The organism is Rhodobacter sp. SY28-1, from assembly GCF_005222785.1.
In the GTDB taxonomy this organism is placed as follows: Bacteria; Pseudomonadota; Alphaproteobacteria; order Rhodobacterales; family Rhodobacteraceae; genus Tabrizicola.
Genome location: NZ_STGH01000001.1, coordinates 1,384,789 through 1,400,940, shown reverse-complemented (window position 1 = coordinate 1,400,940; position 16,152 = coordinate 1,384,789). Strand labels below are relative to the sequence as shown.

The 16,152-nt window shown below is 66.2% G+C and carries 19 protein-coding genes; 9 read left to right on the top strand and 10 right to left on the bottom strand.

All coding sequences use genetic code 11. The features are described 5' to 3' along the window. Nucleotides 1–85: 85 nt before the first annotated feature. The gene (locus tag E8M84_RS06935) at nucleotides 86–1,642 is read left to right on the top strand and encodes a trimethylamine methyltransferase family protein (RefSeq protein ID WP_137110412.1); all 1,557 of its coding nucleotides are present in this window, start codon (nucleotides 86–88) and stop codon (nucleotides 1,640–1,642) included. A 321-nt stretch (nucleotides 1,643–1,963) separates the two neighbouring features. On the opposite strand, the gene E8M84_RS06930 is transcribed toward E8M84_RS06935, so the two are convergent. The 3 genes from E8M84_RS06930 to E8M84_RS06920 form a co-directional block, all read right to left on the bottom strand. Next, the gene (locus E8M84_RS06930) at nucleotides 1,964–2,413 is read right to left on the bottom strand and encodes an SRPBCC domain-containing protein (protein WP_137110411.1); all 450 of its coding nucleotides are present in this window, start codon (nucleotides 2,411–2,413) and stop codon (nucleotides 1,964–1,966) included. Next, a complete protein-coding gene (locus E8M84_RS06925; protein WP_137110410.1) occupies nucleotides 2,413–2,754 on the bottom strand; it encodes a helix-turn-helix transcriptional regulator in 342 nt (113 codons plus the stop codon). The genes E8M84_RS06930 and E8M84_RS06925 overlap by 1 nt, the downstream gene beginning before the upstream one ends. Before the next feature lie 212 nt (nucleotides 2,755–2,966). Next, a complete protein-coding gene (locus E8M84_RS06920; protein WP_137110409.1) occupies nucleotides 2,967–3,236 on the bottom strand; it encodes a hypothetical protein in 270 nt (89 codons plus the stop codon). 201 nt (nucleotides 3,237–3,437) lie between these two features. Between E8M84_RS06920 and E8M84_RS06915 the strand changes: the two genes are divergently transcribed. From E8M84_RS06915 to E8M84_RS06905, 3 genes are read left to right on the top strand one after another with little or no spacing between them, the layout of a single operon-like run. After that, nucleotides 3,438–4,724: a lipoprotein-releasing ABC transporter permease subunit gene (locus E8M84_RS06915; RefSeq protein ID WP_137110408.1), complete on the top strand. Its 1,287-nt coding sequence runs from the start codon at nucleotides 3,438–3,440 to the stop codon at nucleotides 4,722–4,724. Continuing rightward, the gene (locus E8M84_RS06910) at nucleotides 4,717–5,391 is read left to right on the top strand and encodes an ABC transporter ATP-binding protein (protein ID WP_137110407.1); all 675 of its coding nucleotides are present in this window, start codon (nucleotides 4,717–4,719) and stop codon (nucleotides 5,389–5,391) included. The genes E8M84_RS06915 and E8M84_RS06910 overlap by 8 nt, the downstream gene beginning before the upstream one ends. Nucleotides 5,392–5,445: 54 nt before the next feature. After that, entirely contained in the window at nucleotides 5,446–5,859 is a 414-nt protein-coding gene (locus tag E8M84_RS06905; RefSeq protein WP_137110406.1) for a c-type cytochrome, read from the top strand. A 12-nt stretch (nucleotides 5,860–5,871) separates the two neighbouring features. Here E8M84_RS06905 and E8M84_RS06900 read toward each other — a convergent pair whose 3' ends face one another. The 3 genes from E8M84_RS06900 to E8M84_RS06890 all read right to left on the bottom strand — a co-directional run bounded on the left by E8M84_RS06900 (nucleotide 5,872) and on the right by E8M84_RS06890 (nucleotide 8,046). After that, nucleotides 5,872–6,363, bottom strand: a complete 492-nt coding sequence (locus tag E8M84_RS06900; protein ID WP_137110405.1) for a lipocalin family protein — start codon at nucleotides 6,361–6,363, stop codon at nucleotides 5,872–5,874. Beyond that, the gene (locus tag E8M84_RS06895; RefSeq protein WP_137110404.1) at nucleotides 6,351–6,932 is read right to left on the bottom strand and encodes a hypothetical protein; all 582 of its coding nucleotides are present in this window, start codon (nucleotides 6,930–6,932) and stop codon (nucleotides 6,351–6,353) included. Before E8M84_RS06895 ends, E8M84_RS06900 begins: the two co-directional genes overlap by 13 nt. 73 nt (nucleotides 6,933–7,005) lie before the next feature. Further along, complete coding sequence (locus E8M84_RS06890; protein WP_137110403.1) at nucleotides 7,006–8,046, bottom strand: aldo/keto reductase; 1,041 nt, start codon at nucleotides 8,044–8,046, stop codon at nucleotides 7,006–7,008. 97 nt (nucleotides 8,047–8,143) lie between these two features. On the opposite strand from E8M84_RS06890, the gene E8M84_RS06885 reads away from it, so the two are divergent. From E8M84_RS06885 to E8M84_RS21410, 5 genes are all read left to right on the top strand, one after another. After that, the gene (locus E8M84_RS06885) at nucleotides 8,144–8,782 is read left to right on the top strand and encodes an ImuA family protein (protein WP_137110402.1); all 639 of its coding nucleotides are present in this window, start codon (nucleotides 8,144–8,146) and stop codon (nucleotides 8,780–8,782) included. Nucleotides 8,783–8,849: 67 nt separating this feature from the next. Further along, on the top strand, nucleotides 8,850–9,419 hold the full coding sequence (locus E8M84_RS06880) for a YceI family protein (RefSeq protein ID WP_137110401.1): 570 nt from the start codon (nucleotides 8,850–8,852) through the stop codon (nucleotides 9,417–9,419). Between the two features lies 1 nt (nucleotide 9,420). Beyond that, on the top strand, nucleotides 9,421–9,963 hold the full coding sequence (locus E8M84_RS06875; protein ID WP_137110400.1) for a cytochrome b: 543 nt from the start codon (nucleotides 9,421–9,423) through the stop codon (nucleotides 9,961–9,963). Nucleotides 9,964–10,057: 94 nt separating this feature from the next. Next, nucleotides 10,058–11,776, top strand: coding sequence for a methionine--tRNA ligase (metG, locus tag E8M84_RS06870; protein ID WP_137110399.1), 1,719 nt, complete (start codon nucleotides 10,058–10,060; stop codon nucleotides 11,774–11,776). 395 nt (nucleotides 11,777–12,171) lie between these two features. Further along, nucleotides 12,172–12,327 carry a hypothetical protein gene (locus E8M84_RS21410; RefSeq protein WP_170971864.1) on the top strand — a complete coding sequence of 52 codons (156 nt, stop codon included), beginning with the start codon at nucleotides 12,172–12,174 and terminating at the stop codon, nucleotides 12,325–12,327. Nucleotides 12,328–12,333: 6 nt separating this feature from the next. On the opposite strand, the gene E8M84_RS06865 is transcribed toward E8M84_RS21410, so the two are convergent. The 4 genes from E8M84_RS06865 to E8M84_RS06850 all read right to left on the bottom strand — a co-directional run bounded on the left by E8M84_RS06865 (nucleotide 12,334) and on the right by E8M84_RS06850 (nucleotide 16,104). Then, a complete protein-coding gene (locus tag E8M84_RS06865) occupies nucleotides 12,334–13,542 on the bottom strand; it encodes an FAD-binding oxidoreductase (RefSeq protein ID WP_137110398.1) in 1,209 nt (402 codons plus the stop codon). Between the two features lie 62 nt (nucleotides 13,543–13,604). After that, nucleotides 13,605–14,105 carry a TrmO family methyltransferase gene (locus E8M84_RS06860; protein ID WP_137110397.1) on the bottom strand — a complete coding sequence of 167 codons (501 nt, stop codon included), beginning with the start codon at nucleotides 14,103–14,105 and terminating at the stop codon, nucleotides 13,605–13,607. A 95-nt stretch (nucleotides 14,106–14,200) separates the two neighbouring features. Beyond that, nucleotides 14,201–14,689, bottom strand: coding sequence for a copper chaperone PCu(A)C (locus E8M84_RS06855; protein ID WP_137110396.1), 489 nt, complete (start codon nucleotides 14,687–14,689; stop codon nucleotides 14,201–14,203). A gap of 29 nt (nucleotides 14,690–14,718) precedes the next feature. After that, nucleotides 14,719–16,104 carry a PepSY domain-containing protein gene (locus E8M84_RS06850; RefSeq protein WP_137110395.1) on the bottom strand — a complete coding sequence of 462 codons (1,386 nt, stop codon included), beginning with the start codon at nucleotides 16,102–16,104 and terminating at the stop codon, nucleotides 14,719–14,721. Nucleotides 16,105–16,152 lie beyond the last annotated feature (48 nt).

Genomic DNA, 16,152 nt, shown 5'->3' with positions numbered 1-16,152 from the left:
AAATGCGACGCATTTTTGTCGCTAACGCGGTAACGCCCGACGCGTCCCTTCCTCATCTTCGGACATGAGTAACGGAGATGCAAAGATGACCGATGAACCAGCCCGCAGAAAGCGCGCCGGAGGACGGGCGGGGATGAAAGTTCGCGCCGGGACGGCGGTGATCGACCAGATGCCCTGGCGGATCCCGGTGAACCCGGATGCTCCCACCGAACCCCTGGACGCGGACGGCGTGCAGCGCGTCCACGAGACCGCTATGCGTATCCTGCGCGACATCGGGATCGAGTTCCTGAACCCCGAGGCGGTGGAGCATCTGCGCAAGGCAGGCTGCACGGTGAACGGCACCAACGTACGGATGGACGAGGATTTCGTGATGGAGATGGTGCGGCGTGCGCCTGAGACCTTCACGATCACCCCCCGGAACCCCGAGCGCGAGCTCATCATGGGCGGCAAGCACATGCTGTTCGTGAACGTCTCCTCCCCCCCGAACGCCTGGGACATGGAGCGGGGCAAACGGTCCGGCGACTTCGAGACGTTCAAGGAATTCATGAAGCTGACGCAGTATTTCAACTGCATCCACATCGCGGGTGGCTATCCGGTGGAGCCGGTGGATATCCATGCCTCGGTCCGGCACCTGGATTGCCTGTATGAAAAGCTGACGCTGACCGACAAGGTCGTCCACGCCTACAGTCTGGGGGCCGAGCGGGTCGAGGATGTGATGGAGATGGTCCGCATTGCGGGCGGTCTGACCGAGGAGGAGTTCCAGGCCAAGCCGCGGATGTACACCAACATCAACTCGGTTTCCCCCCTGAAGCACGACTATCCGATGCTGGACGGGGCGATGCGGATGGCCAAGCGGGGCCAGCCGGTGGTGGTGACGCCCTTCACGCTGGCGGGGGCGATGGCTCCGGTCACGATGTCGGGGGCGGTGGCGCTGTCGATTGCCGAGGCTTTGGCGGCGGTTGCCCTTCTGCAATACATCGCGCCGGGGTGTCCGGTGGCGATCGGGACCTTCACCTCGAACGTCGACATGAAGTCGGGGGCACCCGCGTTCGGCACCCCGGAATACATGCGGGCAACGCAGATGACCGGGCAGCTGGTGCGGTACTACGGCGTGCCGATGCGGGCGTCGGGGGTCTGCGCGGCGAACGTGCCGGATGGGCAGGCAATGTGGGAGACGTCGAACTCGCTGTGGTCGGCGGTGCAGAGCCGGACTAACATGGTCTACCACGCGGCGGGGTGGCTGGAGGGGGGCCTCATTGCATCCCCCGAGAAGTTCGTCATGGACTGCGAGGTCCTGCAGATGATCCAGCGGTACTTCGAGGAGGCGACCTTTGCGACGCGGGACGAGGATCTCGCTTTCGATGCGATCAAGGAGGTGGGTGCGGGCGGGCATTACTTCGGCATCCAGCACACCCAGGACCGGTATCAGCAGGCCTTCTACCAACCCTTTGTCAGTGACTGGCGGAACTATGAAGCGTGGCAGGCGGACGGGTCGGTCTGGACGGTCGAGCGGGCGCACCGGATCTACAAGCAGATCCTGGCCGAGTTCGAGGCGCCGGAGATGCCGGGGGATCATCTGGAAGAGCTGCAGCGGTTCGTGGCGCGGCGGAAGCAGGAGGGCGGGGCGCCCACCGACTTCTGACCCTGTCCACGGTGGACAAGCGCGGATGGTGCTCTGGAAACAAGGGCTTGGTCGCGGGCGTTAGGGGTTTGTTTACTTGTGCGGAGGGTGGGTCAACCTGCGCCGCTCGGCGCAGAACGACCCACCCTACTTGCCCCGGGGCGCAAGTTGGACGGCACCTCTCCGGTTGAGACGGTTGCCAAATCGAGCGCCTGCGGCGCGAAGACTCTTTGTCTCGGCCTTGCGCGTAAAGGACGCGCAAGACCTCGGAGCGCCTCCGGCGGGAGTATTTGGGACATGGGCAAATGAGGTCGGGGTTTGCGCACATCCGGGCGTTCGACATCAGTCGGGAAAGGCTAGACCTTCGATCCGGGCGTAAACCTCGGCGATCCCGTCGGTGAAACCCTGTTCGATGGCGGTCGCGCGGGCGGCGGCGTCGCGGTAGCGCATGACGACGGTCATCCTTGTGCCGGAGCCGTCGGCGACAAGGGTGGTGGTGACGGTGGGTCCTTCTGTCGTGTCGCCGTTGAAATGTTCGACATGGACCATCCGGTTCGGCGGACAGGCTTCGAGGATCGGGCCGGAGAAGAAGAACTCGGGCCAGTCGTAGCGGAATGAGCCGCCCGCGCGGGCGTCCATCCGGCAGTCGGTGATGTCGGGCGCGAGCCATTGCCGGATCAGCGCAGGCACGGTCAGGGCACGCCAGACCTTTTCAGGCGGGTGTGAGAAATTGCGGCGAATGACAATGTCGGTGTCGCCGTCAAGGACGGCCTGGGCCTGGCTGAAAGACATCACGGGGCCCTTTCGGTTGGAGGGTCGTCGGGCAGGCTGTCGAGAACGGCGTCCAGGCGCTGGAACTGCGCCTCCCACAGCGCGCGATACTGGCCGAGCCAGTCCCACAGCCCGGCCATGGTCTCAGGCTTCAGGCGGCGGGGTCGGGCGGTGCCGTGGATGCGCGTCTCGATCAGGCCCGCGTCTTCCAGCACTTTCAGGTGGCGGCTGATCGCGGGCTGGCTGATCGCGAAGGGGCGTGCGAGGTCCTGGACCGTGGCCTCGCCCTCTGCCAGCCGTGCAAGGATGGCACGACGGGTCGGGTCGGCGAGGGCGGCGAAGCTTTGGTCGAGGTCAGGCATTTGCGCGATCCGTTATGTAATGAATCGTTTATATAATGGATCCTCGAAATTGGAAAGCCCGGATCAAGGTCCTGGGTCTTGCGTGTCCATCGAACGGAATGGGGAAATTCTGTTCAGACGCGGTCGGCGCACAAAGGGCAGCACCACCGGATCACGGCGCGGCCGGGGCGCGGCAAGTGGTCCGGGCCTGAGCACGGCCCGGACCAGCGGTGTCACTTCGACAGTTCCGCCATCATCTCGTCCAGCGCCTTGCAGGTCGCGGTCAGGTCATCGCCCCCGGCGGCGGCTTTGGTGGCCAGTTCCTGCACCTTCGGCCCCAGTTCCGCCAGCTTGGCCGGGTCGGAGGCGGCAAGCTCCTGGATCTTGGTGGTCAGATCGGTCGCCTTCTTGGTGGCAACTTCCTGGGTGCAGGCTTCTTCGCTGGTGCAGGCCGCCAGAAAGCCGGTGGCGACAAGCGCCAGCATGGTCGATGCAATACGCATGATATCCCTCGTGTTCTGTTCTGGTTCGCGCGGCCCCTTGGGCCGCAAAGAAAGGCTAGCGCACATTTGGGGCGACTGCCCTGCCCCCTGCCCGACCCGCGCGGAAATCCGCGCTGACGGGAGCGTGCCTTGACCTTTCGGCGCGGCTCACGGATGGTGCCGGGCACTCAAACAGGCCCGGGAATAAGGGCGAAAAGGCAGATGGCACAGAGCACGGCACCCTTCTCGGGCTTCGAATTCATGATCGCGTGGCGCTACCTGCGCGCGCGGCGGGCCGAGGGCGGGGTCAGCGTGATGACCTGGATATCCCTCATCGGGATCACGCTGGCGGTGTTCGCGCTGATCCTGACGCTGGCGGTGCGGGCGGGGTTCCGGGCGGAGTTCGTCGACACGATCCTTGGGGCCAACGCGCATGTGACGGTCTATTCGTCGGGCGTGGTGGGCGAGGACGGCCAGCTGATCCGGGGGTTCACCCAGCCCGATGCGATGGCGGCGGCGATTGCCAAGGTGCCGGGGGTGACGCGGGCGGCGCCGCTGATCAAGGGCAAGCTGATGGTGTCGGACGGCGAGGACACCACGGGGGCCGAGGTCTATGGCATGTTGCCCGAGGATTTCGCGGCGATCCCGCGGATCGGGGCGGGGTCGGAGGCGATCGGCGATCTGGCACGCTATCCCGAGGGGATTGCGCTGGGGTCTGGCGTCGCGCGCGAGCTTGGCGTGACGGTAGGCGACCGGGTGCGGCTGATCGCGCCGGGCGGCGTAAAGACGGCGATGGGGACGACGCCCCGGGTGAACGCCTACGAGGTGGTCTACATCTTCACCGCTGGCCGCTATGACATTGATACGACGCGCATCTACATGCCCTTCGTCGAGGCGCAGAGCTTCTTCAACAAGGAGGGCCGCGCCGACGAGATCGAGGTGATGGTGGAAAGCCCCGATGCCATCGAAAGCTATGGCACCGCGATCCTGCAGGCGGCGGGGCCGGCGGCACTGCTCTGGACCTGGAAGGACAGCAGTGGCGCGTTCCTGCGGGCTTTGGACATCGAGGACAACGTGATGTTCGTGATCCTGTCGGTGCTGGTGCTGATCGCGGCGATGAATATCGTGTCGGGCCTGATCATGCTGGTGAAGAACAAGGGCCGCGACATCGGCATCCTGCGGACGATGGGGCTGACCGAAGGCTCGGTCCTGCGGGTGTTCTTCATCTGCGGGGCGTTTACCGGGGTGATCGGGACGGTGGCGGGGGTGGCCCTGGGCTGCCTGACGGCCTTGAACATCGACCAGATCATGTCCGCCATCAACTGGGTGAACGGTGCCGAGGTCTGGGACCCCTCGATCCGGGGGATCTATTCGCTGCCCGCCAAGCTGCAACTGGGCGACGTGATGTCGGCGGTCGCTTTGTCCTTGGGCCTGTCCTTCATCGTCACGTTCTTCCCGGCCCGGCGCGCGGCGCGGATGAATCCGGTCGAGGCGCTGCGCTATGAGTGAGATGCTGCGTCTGGAGGGGGTCGAGAAGGGCTACAACCGGGGCAAGCCGTCCGAGGTGCTGGTGCTGCGCGGGGCGTCGGTCACCATTGCGCGCGGCGAGGTGGTGGCGCTGGTGGCTCCCAGTGGGGCGGGGAAGTCGACGCTTTTGCACATCGCAGGGCTTCTGGACGTGCCGGATGCGGGCACGGTGCGGCTGGACGGGCGTGAGATGGGCGGGCTGTCGGACCGCGCGCGGACCGAGGCGCGGCGGGCGGAGGTGGGGTTCATCTACCAGTTCCACCATCTTCTCCCTGAGTTTTCGGCGCTGGAGAACGTGGTGATCCCGCAACTGGCCAACGGCGTGGCGAAGGCTGCGGCCGAAGCGCGGGCGATGGAATTGCTGGAAAAGGTGGGCGTGGGCAGCCGCGCGGGGCATCGCCCGGCGGCCCTGTCAGGGGGCGAGCAGCAGCGGGTCGCCTTCTGCCGCGCGCTGGCGAACCAGCCGAAGCTTCTTCTGGCCGACGAGCCGACGGGGAACCTGGACCCGGCGACCTCGGACCAGGTTTTCGGGGTGCTGATGGATCTGGTGCGATCAACCGGGCTGTCCGCGCTGATCGCGACGCACAACCTGGAGCTTGCAGCACGGATGGACCGGGTCGTGCGGCTGTCGGCCGGTCAGGTGACCTAGATCAAGGCCGCGCGGATCGAGAGCGGATCAACTGAACAGACGGAGGACCGAGTGATGCGCCATGCCTGGATGATCCTGCCTATGGCCCTGCTGTTGGGGGCCTGCGTCGAGAAAGCCGAGGAGGCTCCGACCGGGGCCGAGGATTTCGCCAGCTTCTGTTCGGCCTGCCACGGGATGGGCGGCAAGGGCGACGGGGATGCTGCGGCGGTGCTGGACCGCAAGCCCGCCGACCTGACCAGACTTTCGGCCCGCAACAAGGGCGTCTTCCCGGGGACGCGGGTCATGGCCAAGGTCTGGGGCTATACCGGGGTGAAGCCGGGCCATGTTGCCGACGGCTCGCCCATGCCGGAGTTCGGGCCGCTTCTCCAAGGCGACCTCGTGCCCTATGACGGCGGCGACGGGATTGAGACGCCAACCCCGGTCCGGCTGGTCCAGATCGCGGAGTATCTGAAAACGCTGCAGAAATAGGTCCCTTCGGGCCTACAGCGCCGTCAACCCGTCGGTCCGGTAGCCGTTGAAATCGAAGATCTCGCGCGCCGCGTTCAGCCGGTCGCCCGGGATCGCCCCACGGTCCAGGATGAACCCGAACCGGCCCGAGGGCGTGCCGATGGCCATAGTGCGATAGCCGGTATCGACCCAGAGGACCCACCAGTCCTGCCCCGCGACCGACAGGCGGCCCGGGCCAGTCGGCACCGCCAACCCCGACACATCGCGCGCGACCCCGGCAAGGCACAGCGAGCCGTTCAGTCGCAGACCCTGAGCCTCGGGCGTGATCTCGACGCCCCCTGCCCCGCAGCTTGCCCCCGCAGGCTGGAAATCCGCGACCTGACGCCAGGTCCCGGCGGCCTGGGCAGGCAGGAAGGCCGCGGCGGACCAGATCGGCGCATCGGCGGCGCGGAAGGCGGAACCTGCGGGCGGCTTCGCGGCACAGGCGGCCAGCAGCAGGACGGCGGCCAGGATCAGTCGAGACACAGGGTCACCCGTGCACCGTTGTCCTGCAGGATCTCGTTGCAGCCAAAAAGCGGCTTGAACGGTGAACAGGTGCCGGAGCGGGCCAGGCAGACCCCGTCACACTGGCTTTCCCGTTCGCAGCGTTTTCCGGCATCCCGGGTCTGGAAGACACAGGCCCGCTTGTCGCCCTTGCCGACCCTGGCCCACTTTCCGCGCTTCTTTTCGCAGGCCAGCTGCATTTCCGACTTTGGCGTGACCGGCGTTTCGGCCAGATCGGGCTTGGGGGCGGGATTGGCAGCGGCGGCGGCGGGGTCCGCTTCGGACGCGGTCTCGGCTGCGGCCCCGGCGGGGGCGACCTGCGGGGCGGCGGTGTCAGGCCCGGCGGGTTCGGCTGCAGCGTCCGACGCTGCGACGGGAGCCTCACCCGGCACGGCATCCAGCGCGGTGACCTCGATCTCGCTGCCCGCGACAGCGTTGGGGGTCACGCCATCCTGCGGCCCCGCCAGCCCCTTCGGCCCGCCGGTCTGGCAAGCAGAAAGCAGGGTTGCGGCACAGAGGGCCATAACGGCAAGGGACAGGCGGCGCGGCATGGGGCACTCCGGTTCGGGGGCTCTCCGGTTCGCGCACAGCAGTGCCTTGAACGCCTGCGCGCCGCAAGTCCCGTCAATACGGCCAGGGGTGCGCCCGGTGGGTTTCCGCGATATCGGCCATCACCTCTGACGACAAAGTGATTCCCGCCGCGCCGATATTGGTCTTCAGCTGCTCGATCGTCGTCGCCCCGATGATCGGGATCGTGGTGAAGGGCCGGGTTCGGCAGAAGGCGATGGCCATCTGGCAGGGGTCAAGCCCGTGCCGCGCCGCCACCCCCAGATAGGCCGCGACCGCCGGGAAGACCCGCGAGGTGATCCGCCCGCTGAGATCGGGGTTCAGGCTGCGGCGCGAGCCGTCGGGGACCACGTCGCCCGCGTATTTCCCGGACAGCAAGCCGGTGGCCAGGGGCGAGAAGGCCAGAAGCGGCATGTCCTCGACCACCGACAGCTCGGCCCAGTCGGTGTCGAACTGGCGGCACAGAAGGCTGTATTCGTTCTGCACCGTCGCCACGCGCGGCAGGCCCAGCGTATCGGCCAGATGCAGCCAGCGCGCCGCGCCCCAGACGCTTTCGTTCGACAGGCCGATGGCGCGAACCTTGCCTTCCGCGACCAGCGCCTGCGCGGTGGTCAGGATGTCAGTCATGTTCGCCGTCTCGGCCACCTTGTCGATGCCCTTGGGCGCATAGGTCCAGGACTGGCGGAAGTGATAGCTACCGCGGTTCGGCCAGTGCAGCTGATAAAGGTCGATGTAATCGGTCTGCAACCGCTTGAGGCTTGCCTCGCAGGCCGCCCGCAGCGTGGCGCCCGTCGTCACCTCGCCCGGGCGCAGGATCGGCCCCTTGCCCGTCACCTTGGTCGCCAGCACGATCCGGTCGCGCCCGCCCCGCGCGGCAAACCAGCTGCCGATGATCTCCTCGGTCCGGCCAGCCGTCTCGGCCCGCACCGGGTTTACCGGATACATCTCGGCCGTGTCCCAGAAGTTGACCCCGGCGTCCAGGGCCAGGTCCATCTGGGCATGCCCCTCGGCCTCAGAGTTCTGCGTGCCCCAGGTCATCGTGCCAAGGCACAGTTCGGATACGGTCAGGCCGGTCTTGCCAAGGCTCAGCGTCTTCATCGGGGTCTCCTTCTGCTTGGGGGAAGGCTAGGGCGGAAAGGTAACAGGGCAAAGGGTCGGACTTGAGAACATTTCAGGAACAAGCTAGCTTTTCCGCATGAGTCTGCCGATCCAGCATCAGGCTGCCCCGCAGCCCCGCGACCTGCAACCCCTTGCGGGCGACCTGACCCTGCGCCGGGGCCGGGTGCATGAGCTGTGCGGGCCGTCGCGGATCATGCTGGCCGCGCGGATCATGGCCAGAACGCACGGCCCGGTGGTCTGGATCCGCCCCGGCTGGGTGGCCGAGCGGCTGAATGCGGCAGGCCTGCAGCCATTGGCCGATCCCGCGCGGCTGATCCTGGTGCAGGCGCACCGCGACGAAAACCTGCTCTGGGCCGCGGAAGAGGCGCTGCGGTCGGGCGCGGCCCCCCTTGTGGTGGCCGAGCTTCTGGCCCCCCCGGCCCTGACGCCCACCCGCCGCCTGCATCTGGCGGCCGAGACCGGGGCCGAGGCGGCCCGCCGCGATGGACAGACAGCGCCGCTTGGCCTGATCCTTCTGCCCGGGGCGGGTGGCGCGCAAGGCGTGGAAAGCCGCTGGCACATGGCCCCGGCCCCCAGCCGCGCGCTTCTGTGGTCCGGGGAGGACAGCTTCACCCTGACCCGACAGCGCGCGCGGCTTCTGCCGCCCGCCAGCTGGTCTCTGCGCACCACGCCCAGGGGCGAAACGCTTGAGCCGCGACCGATGGCCGACCCCTGACCCCGCACGACAGCTTGATTTTGCCCGACTGCTCCTCGCTGATAGCCTGGCCCAGAAGGGAAAACCCATGCTCAGATCTACCGCCCTTGCCTTTGCCGCCATCCTGCTTGCCCTGCCCGCCCAGGCTGCGACCGTCGCCTACAGGCTGGATGCCGCCCATTCGACCGTGGCCTTCGAGACAGACTTCGGCCCCGACAAGATCACCGGCGCGATCCCGCTGCAAAAGGCTGACCTGAAGCTCGACTTCGCCAACGTGGCGAACTGCACGGTCGAGGTCGCGCTGGATGTGACCGGCGCCACAGCCAGCTTTCCCTTCGCCGCGCAGGCGCTGAAAGGCCCCAAGGTTCTGGCCGCCAAGGATCACCCGCAGATGACGTTCACCAGCACCTCGCTCAGGGGCGCGGGCAATGCGGCCGAAGTGACGGGCAACCTCACCATCCGGGGGGTGACGAGGGAAGTCACGCTGACGGCCCAGCTTTTCCGCCCGCAGGGCAGCGCTCCGGACGATCTTGACCATCTGACCGTCAAGCTGTCGGGCCGCGTCAACCGCAGCGACTTCGGCGCGACCGGCTGGTCCGACATGGTCGGCGATCAGGTCCGCATCCTGATTACCGCGCAGATCGACGCGCAGGACTGAAATGGGCTTGCGCAACGGTCCCGCCGAATTCGGCCTTGTCACCCGTGTCATTCACTGGGGGATGATGCTCCTCATCATCGGGCAGCTTGCGCTTGGCCTGCGCATCGCGGACCTGGAGCCGGGGCTGGCGAACCTCTGGCTGTACGGGTTGCACAAGACCTTGGGCTTCGGCCTCCTGGCGCTGGTCGTGATCCGCATCGCCTGGCACATGGTCAGTCCGCCACCCGTGCCCATGGGACCGCGCAATGCCGCCTTTTGGGCGGCCCGCGCCGCACATTGGGCGATCTATGCGCTGGTCATCGCCATCCCGCTGACCGGCTGGGCCGGCAGTTCCGCCACCGGCCTGGACGTGATGATCGCCGACCGCTGGACCGTTCCGTCGCTGGTCGAGGCGTCGGAGGACGGCGAGGCCTATTGGTTCGGCTTGCACGACATCCTGACCAAGCTTCTGATTGGCCTGGTCACCATCCACATGCTGGGCGCCTTCAAACGCGAGATGGAGGGCGACGGGACCCTGACGCGGATGATCCGGGGCCGGACCTAAAAATCTTCGCCGAAAATTTCTGGGCCCAGCGCCTGCGCTAGCCCTTTCCGTGCGCTTGGGCTAATCAAGCCCGGGACTCACGGAAGGCGCAGACATGGCACGCATCCTCATCACCTCGGCCATCCCCTACATCAACGGCATCAAGCACCTGGGCAACCTCGTCGGCTCGCAACTCCCCGCCGACCTCTTCGCCCGCTTCAACCGCGCCATGGGGCATGAGGTGATGTTCATCTGCGCCACCGACGAACACGGGACGCCTGCCGAGCTAGCCGCCGCCAAGGCCGGAAAGCCGGTGGAGGACTACTGCGCCGAAATGCATCAGGTGCAGGCCGACATCGCCCAGGGCTTCCGACTGTCCTTCGACCATTTCGGCCGCTCGTCGTCGCAGCGGAACCACCGGCTGACCCAGCATTTCGCAGGCAAGCTCGCCGAAAACGGCCTGATCGCGGAAGTGTCGGAGAAACAGGTCTTCTCCATCGACGACAACCGCTTCCTGCCTGACCGCTACATCACCGGCACCTGCCCGAACTGCGGTTATGAATCGGCGCGCGGCGACCAGTGCGAAAACTGCACCAAGCAGCTGGACCCCACGGACCTCATCAACCCGCGCTCCTCGATCTCGGGTTCCACCAACCTTGAAGTCCGCGAGACCAAGCACCTCTACCTCAAGCAGCGCGCGCTGAAGGACAAGCTCGAGGCATGGATCAACTCCAAGACCGACTGGCCGATCCTGACCACGTCCATCGCCAAGAAATGGCTGAACGACGGTGACGGGCTGCAGGACCGCGGCATCACCCGCGACCTGTACTGGGGCATCCCGGTGAAAAAGGGCGACCAGCCCTGGCCGGGGATGGAGGGCAAGGTCTTCTACGTCTGGTTCGACGCGCCCATCGAATACATCGCCGGTACCGCCGAATGGGCCGATGCGAATGGCCATGACGATGCCGCCTGGGAACGCTGGTGGCGCACCGACAAGGGCGCTTCGGACGTGACCTACTACCAGTTCATGGGCAAGGACAACGTCCCCTTCCACACGCTTTCCTTCCCCGCCACGATCCTGGGGTCGGGTGAGCCCTGGAAGCTGGTCGACTACCTCAAGTCCTTCAATTACCTCAACTATGACGGCGGCCAGTTCTCGACCTCCCAGGGTCGCGGCGTTTTCATGGACCAGGCGCTGTCGATCCTGCCTGCCGATTACTGGCGCTGGTGGCTTCTGTCGCACGCGCCCGAATCCAGTGACTCCGAGTTCACCTGGGAAAACTTCCAGACCTCGGTCAACAAGGACCTCGCCGATGTCCTTGGCAACCTCGTCTCCCGCGTGACCAAGTTCGCCGTCTCCAAGTTCGGCAACGAGGTCCCCGCCGGTGGCAGCTTCGGCCCCTTGGAAACCGCCCTGATCGCCGACCTCGGCGCGCGGATCGCGGATTACACCCGCTTCATGCAGGACATGGAGGTCCGCAAGGCCGCGTCCGAGCTTCGCGCAATCTGGGTCATCGGCAATGAATACCTGCAAGCCGCGGCCCCCTGGTCCGTCGTCAAGACTGACCCCGAGCAGGCGCAGGCTATCGTCCGTCTGGCGCTGAACCTGATCCGGGTCTACGCGATCCTGTCCGCACCCTTCATCCCCGATGCGGCGGCCACGATGATGAAGGCCGTGGGCTCGGACGACTGGGCTTGGCCATCGGACATCCACGCCGCGATGCGGACCCTTGCGCCGGGTCACGCTTTCGAGGTTCCCGAGAACCTGTTCCGCAAGATCACCGACGAAGAGCGTGCGGATTGGCAGGCAAAGTTCTCCGGCGTCCGGACCTAGGCAATTTCCCGTCTTTCGCTGCGTCTGCATAAGGGGTGAGAGACGACACCGGGAAGCGCCGTCGAGATAGACGATGCGCAAGGTCGATTTTGACGTCTACACGCCGGGCGGGAAATCCTGCGATCTCAAATGGTTGCGCGGGCCATTCGCGACCCGGCGAATCGTGATTGAGGTTCCGGCCCAATCGCGGAACAAGGTTCATTTTGCAGCCGCAGAAACGGCCTTCCCTCGGGCGGTTTTTTGCCCAAGGGGCACTTCGACGGGAATAAATTCCGCCGATCCCAAAAATTTTGGACATCACGCCACACGTAATAGTGGTAACATCCTGTGATCGGACCCGAGTCGCTGCCCGACTGTCTGCCCAGTCACAGTTCCTCTGCCAAGGAGAGCCCGAGATGACACAAGTTCTGCCGACGCGAAGCCGTCCTGCCAGAAACTATGCCGCCGTTGCCCTGTTCCTTGCCGTGTATGTGGGTGTTCTGGTCTTCGTCTTCGCACCCAAGGACATCTTCGCCGTCCAATCGCCGACGGCGCTTTTGCAGACCGACTGACCCCGCCTAGATGATCGCCGCTTCGACCATGGCCTGACCGGCTGCAATCCGGTCATAATGGAAGGGGCGCATGTCCAGCGTGCGGTAGCCACCGTGGACGATCCATTCGGCTGTCGCGCGTCCCATCGCAGGGGACTGCTGCAGACCGTGGCCTGAAAAGCCGTTCAGGAACAGGAAGTTGCCGATCTCTGGATGCGGCCCGGTGATCGCGTTCTGGTCGAGCAGGTTGTAGTCGTACTGCCCTGCCCATTCATTGACCACCTTCACCGCCTCGAAGGCCGGGATGCGGGTGGCGATGGTGGGCCAGAACTTGTCCAGCCAAATATCGGGGTCCATCGCGAAGTCGTCGAAAGCCACGGCAGGGTCCACATCCGCATGCCCCCCCGCCATGTAGGTCCCGCCGCCGACCTCGCGGACATAGACGCCGGTGGGGTCGATGGTCAGCGGCAAGGGCCGGTCCAGCGGGGTCTCGGCCTGGATCACCCAGTTGTATCGCTTCCTCGGCTCGATCGGGATCGCGATGCCCGCCATTGCTGCGACCTTCGCCCCCCGGGTGCCCGAGGCGTTGACCACCATCCCGCAACCGATCCGCCGACCCGAGGCGAGGCGCACCCCGGTCACCCGCCCAGCCGAGACGTCCAGCCCCGTGACCTCACCCGCCAGATACTCCACCCCCGCCTCACGCGCCTTGCGGCGGAACCAGTCGAACACCGTGAAGCCGTCGAAATAACCTTCGTCCTTGGTGTTCAGGCTGCCCAGGACCAGGTCATCCACGCTGTAGAACGGGTATTCGGCCTTGATCTGGTCGGGCGTCAGCAGCCGCGTCCCCGCCCCTGCCGCCGCCTGCACCGCCTGATTGGCGCGCAGGACAGCGGCGAAGTCCGGGGTATCCGCCATGTAAAGGTAGCCGAAGTTCTGGATCTTCAGCTCGGGCACCCTATCGTCCCCGCCCATCTGCTGGCGGAGGGACTGCACGAAATCCGCGCCGAACTGCGAGATGCGGATGTTCAGCTCGGTCGAGAATTGCTGGCGGATGCAGGAAAAGCTGAGCGCCGTCGCGGCCTTTTCGTAGGACGGGTCGCGTTCGATCACAAGGACCCGGCCCGGGAATTCCATCTGGGTCAGCCACCAGGCGGTCGACGACCCCATGATCGCCCCGCCGATGATGACCACGTCATAGCTGTCCTGTGCCGGTTCCGTCTGAAAGCCTTGCATGTCCGTTCCTCGCTCTGCCGCCCGGTGTAGCGCAGCGCCCGGGGGCGGTAAATGCGCCGCGCTCAGCCTTGGGCGGGCGGGATGTCGACCGAATGCAGCCAGGGCTTGATGTCCAGCAGCGGCGTGCCGTCAAAGGCGTCCAGAGCATCGACGGTCAGCACCCCGGCTTCAGGGTCAACTGCCAGAATCCGCACCACGCCGACCGCAATCGGGTTCGGACGGCTGGGCGCGCGCAGAGCGAAGACGCCGGTCGGCGCCTCGCGGTGGGTCGGGTGCAGGACGATCATGTCGCGCCGGGCCGCGCCGGTCCAGTAGAGCAGGATCACCGGCTGCCCGACCTGCAACCCGGCAAGCCCGGCGCGAAACGGCGGGTCGACCTCGACCCGGAACACCCCGCCCTGTTCGCGCGCCTCGCGCAGGTTCTTCGGACAGTTTCCGCGCGCCCAGGGGCTGCGCAGACGGCCGATGAACCGCAGGTGCGCGTCGTCAGCAATCCGCGCGGGGTCGAAGGCCAGGGCGACCTCACCCTTGCGGGCGGACTTGTCGGCGGGGGCATCGCTCATACCGGCGCGCTTTCGGTCCAGCCCGGCAGAGCTGCGGGCCCGGAAGTCTTGGCAGATGACGTCCCGGCCCGCAATCGTCTTGGGTGACGCGCGCGTCAGCCGCCGCTTGCCCCGTGGTCCATCTTCGAGTGGTCCATCTCGCCCATCCCGGCTGGCGGGTCGATCTGAAACTCGACCTCGACCCGACCAGCGCGTTCGAAGATCAGGGTGGCCTTGTGCAGTTCGCCCTCCATCAGCGGGCCGGTCAGGCCCATGAACATGATGTGATAGCCGCCGTGCTCCAGATTCACCGTCTCGCCAGGCGGGATTTCGATGGCATCGACATGTTCCATCGTCCCCACGCCGTTCGCGTCGACCTTGCTTTCGTGCACTTCGGCCTTGGCGGCGATGTCGGACTCCACGCCGATCAGACGGTCCGCTTCGGCGCCGTTGTTGACGATGGCCATGAAGCCCCCGGCGGCCTTGGCGCTGGCCGCGGGCTGCGGGATATGGGGGTGGATGATCTCCAGATCGCCCACTGTCACCTCATGGGCAAGGGCAGGTGCGGCGAGGAACAGCGCGACGGCGAAGGCGAGGATTTTCATGGGTTTGCTCCGTTTGAAAGGGAAGGACATCAGCTGACCAGCCGCTTCAGCGGCGGGACGGCAGACAGGATCACAAGGTCCAGAAGGATGACGGCCAGAAGGGTCAGGCCAAGCATCGGGAAGGCCAGCGCCAGGGCGAGCGTCACCAGGATCGCACCCTTGGCATAGGGAATGTCGACGGGCCGGGGCGGCGCGCCCAGGCGGGCCCCTGCCGGACGGCGCTTGACCGACATCACCAGGCCCGAGACCGAGACGAGGATGATCGACAGGCAGAACAGCGTGTTCAGCGCCAGGTTCCACGCGCCCAGATCGCCTTCGTGGAAGGCGATGCCCCAAGCCATCAGCTTGGCGTAGAAGGAATAGTCGGCATAGCGCACGTCGGCCAGCACGTTGCCGGTATACTGGTCGATGTGGATCGTCCGGTCCGCCGCAGAGTTCGGACCGTCGTTCGACATGCTGTCATGGCTGATCGTCCAGACGCCCGTCTCACCCGCAGGCAGGTTCAGCTGATAGCGCCGGTCAAAGCCCAGCGTTGCGGCAAGATCCATCACGCTGTCGATGGTGACCGGGCCTGTGACCGCCACGGTTCCGGACAGGGAGCCGGATGCGGGCATCGGCGTCTGTTCCAGGGTCCAGGGCACCTCTTTCCCGGCGCCGTGGTTCATGCTGGCGTGGGTGGCGTCGGACAGCGGCGCCTCCCACTTGTCGGCGGGAAAGGTGTTCCAGGCCTGCACGAACTTTGCGCCCCAGAGCCCGGCCCAGGACAGGCCCGAGATCAGGAAGACGATCAGGATCAGGCTGACCCAAACGCCGACCGCGCCATGCAGCGATTTCCAGAAGGCCCTGCCCTTGCCGCGCTGGACGGTCAGTGCCTTGCCCCAGGTCGCGCCATTGCGGGGCCAGTGCAGGTAAAGGCCCGAGATGACCAGCAACAGCCCAAGGCTCGCCGCCGCCTCGATCAGCCAGTCGCCCAGATCGCCGATCAACAGCGTACCGTGGATGTCGGTGGCGAAATCATACCAGCCGGCGCGCCAGGGGAAGGTCTCGACGACCGCGCCGGTGTAGGGGTCCAGCGTGACGCCCGTGGTGTCCTCGCCGACTGCGACGGCAAAGGCCGCCACCCGGCCCTCGCCCATCGGCGCGATGTACTGCGTGGCGGCTCCGCCGGGGACAGCAGCTTCGGCAGCGGCCTGCAGCGCGCTGACCGGCAGCAGGGTGGTGCCCGGAGTGATATGGGCGCGTTCTCGGTTCAGCTCGGTCACCGAACTGACCCAGAGCATGATGAGGCCGGTCACGGCCAGCATCAAAAGGAAGGGGATGACATAAAGCCCGGCGTAGAAGTGCCAGCGCCAGGCGGCGAAGTAGAGACGGTTCGCGGTTGGGGATGCGCTGTCGTGCGCGGTGACGGTGGACATGGCTTGGCCTGTTTCAATGCGGAACGGGACCACGAGCCCGAAAGGGCA

Coding starts and splice junctions, on each gene's coding strand:
- E8M84_RS06880 (WP_137110401.1), top strand. CDS start 8,850: ATGCTCAGATCTACCGCCCTTGCCTTTGCCGCCATCCTGCTTGCCCTG.
- E8M84_RS06905 (WP_137110406.1), top strand. CDS start 5,446: ATGCGCCATGCCTGGATGATCCTGCCTATGGCCCTGCTGTTGGGGGCC.
- E8M84_RS06890 (WP_137110403.1), bottom strand. CDS start 8,046: ATGAAGACGCTGAGCCTTGGCAAGACCGGCCTGACCGTATCCGAACTG.
- E8M84_RS06920 (WP_137110409.1), bottom strand. CDS start 3,236: ATGCGTATTGCATCGACCATGCTGGCGCTTGTCGCCACCGGCTTTCTG.
- metG (WP_137110399.1), top strand. CDS start 10,058: ATGGCACGCATCCTCATCACCTCGGCCATCCCCTACATCAACGGCATC.
- E8M84_RS06910 (WP_137110407.1), top strand. CDS start 4,717: ATGAGTGAGATGCTGCGTCTGGAGGGGGTCGAGAAGGGCTACAACCGG.
- E8M84_RS21410 (WP_170971864.1), top strand. CDS start 12,172: ATGACACAAGTTCTGCCGACGCGAAGCCGTCCTGCCAGAAACTATGCC.
- E8M84_RS06885 (WP_137110402.1), top strand. CDS start 8,144: ATGAGTCTGCCGATCCAGCATCAGGCTGCCCCGCAGCCCCGCGACCTG.
- E8M84_RS06875 (WP_137110400.1), top strand. CDS start 9,421: ATGGGCTTGCGCAACGGTCCCGCCGAATTCGGCCTTGTCACCCGTGTC.
- E8M84_RS06895 (WP_137110404.1), bottom strand. CDS start 6,932: ATGCCGCGCCGCCTGTCCCTTGCCGTTATGGCCCTCTGTGCCGCAACC.
- E8M84_RS06915 (WP_137110408.1), top strand. CDS start 3,438: ATGGCACAGAGCACGGCACCCTTCTCGGGCTTCGAATTCATGATCGCG.
- E8M84_RS06925 (WP_137110410.1), bottom strand. CDS start 2,754: ATGCCTGACCTCGACCAAAGCTTCGCCGCCCTCGCCGACCCGACCCGT.
- E8M84_RS06865 (WP_137110398.1), bottom strand. CDS start 13,542: ATGCAAGGCTTTCAGACGGAACCGGCACAGGACAGCTATGACGTGGTC.
- E8M84_RS06860 (WP_137110397.1), bottom strand. CDS start 14,105: ATGAGCGATGCCCCCGCCGACAAGTCCGCCCGCAAGGGTGAGGTCGCC.
- E8M84_RS06855 (WP_137110396.1), bottom strand. CDS start 14,689: ATGAAAATCCTCGCCTTCGCCGTCGCGCTGTTCCTCGCCGCACCTGCC.
- E8M84_RS06850 (WP_137110395.1), bottom strand. CDS start 16,104: ATGTCCACCGTCACCGCGCACGACAGCGCATCCCCAACCGCGAACCGT.
- E8M84_RS06930 (WP_137110411.1), bottom strand. CDS start 2,413: ATGTCTTTCAGCCAGGCCCAGGCCGTCCTTGACGGCGACACCGACATT.
- E8M84_RS06935 (WP_137110412.1), top strand. CDS start 86: ATGACCGATGAACCAGCCCGCAGAAAGCGCGCCGGAGGACGGGCGGGG.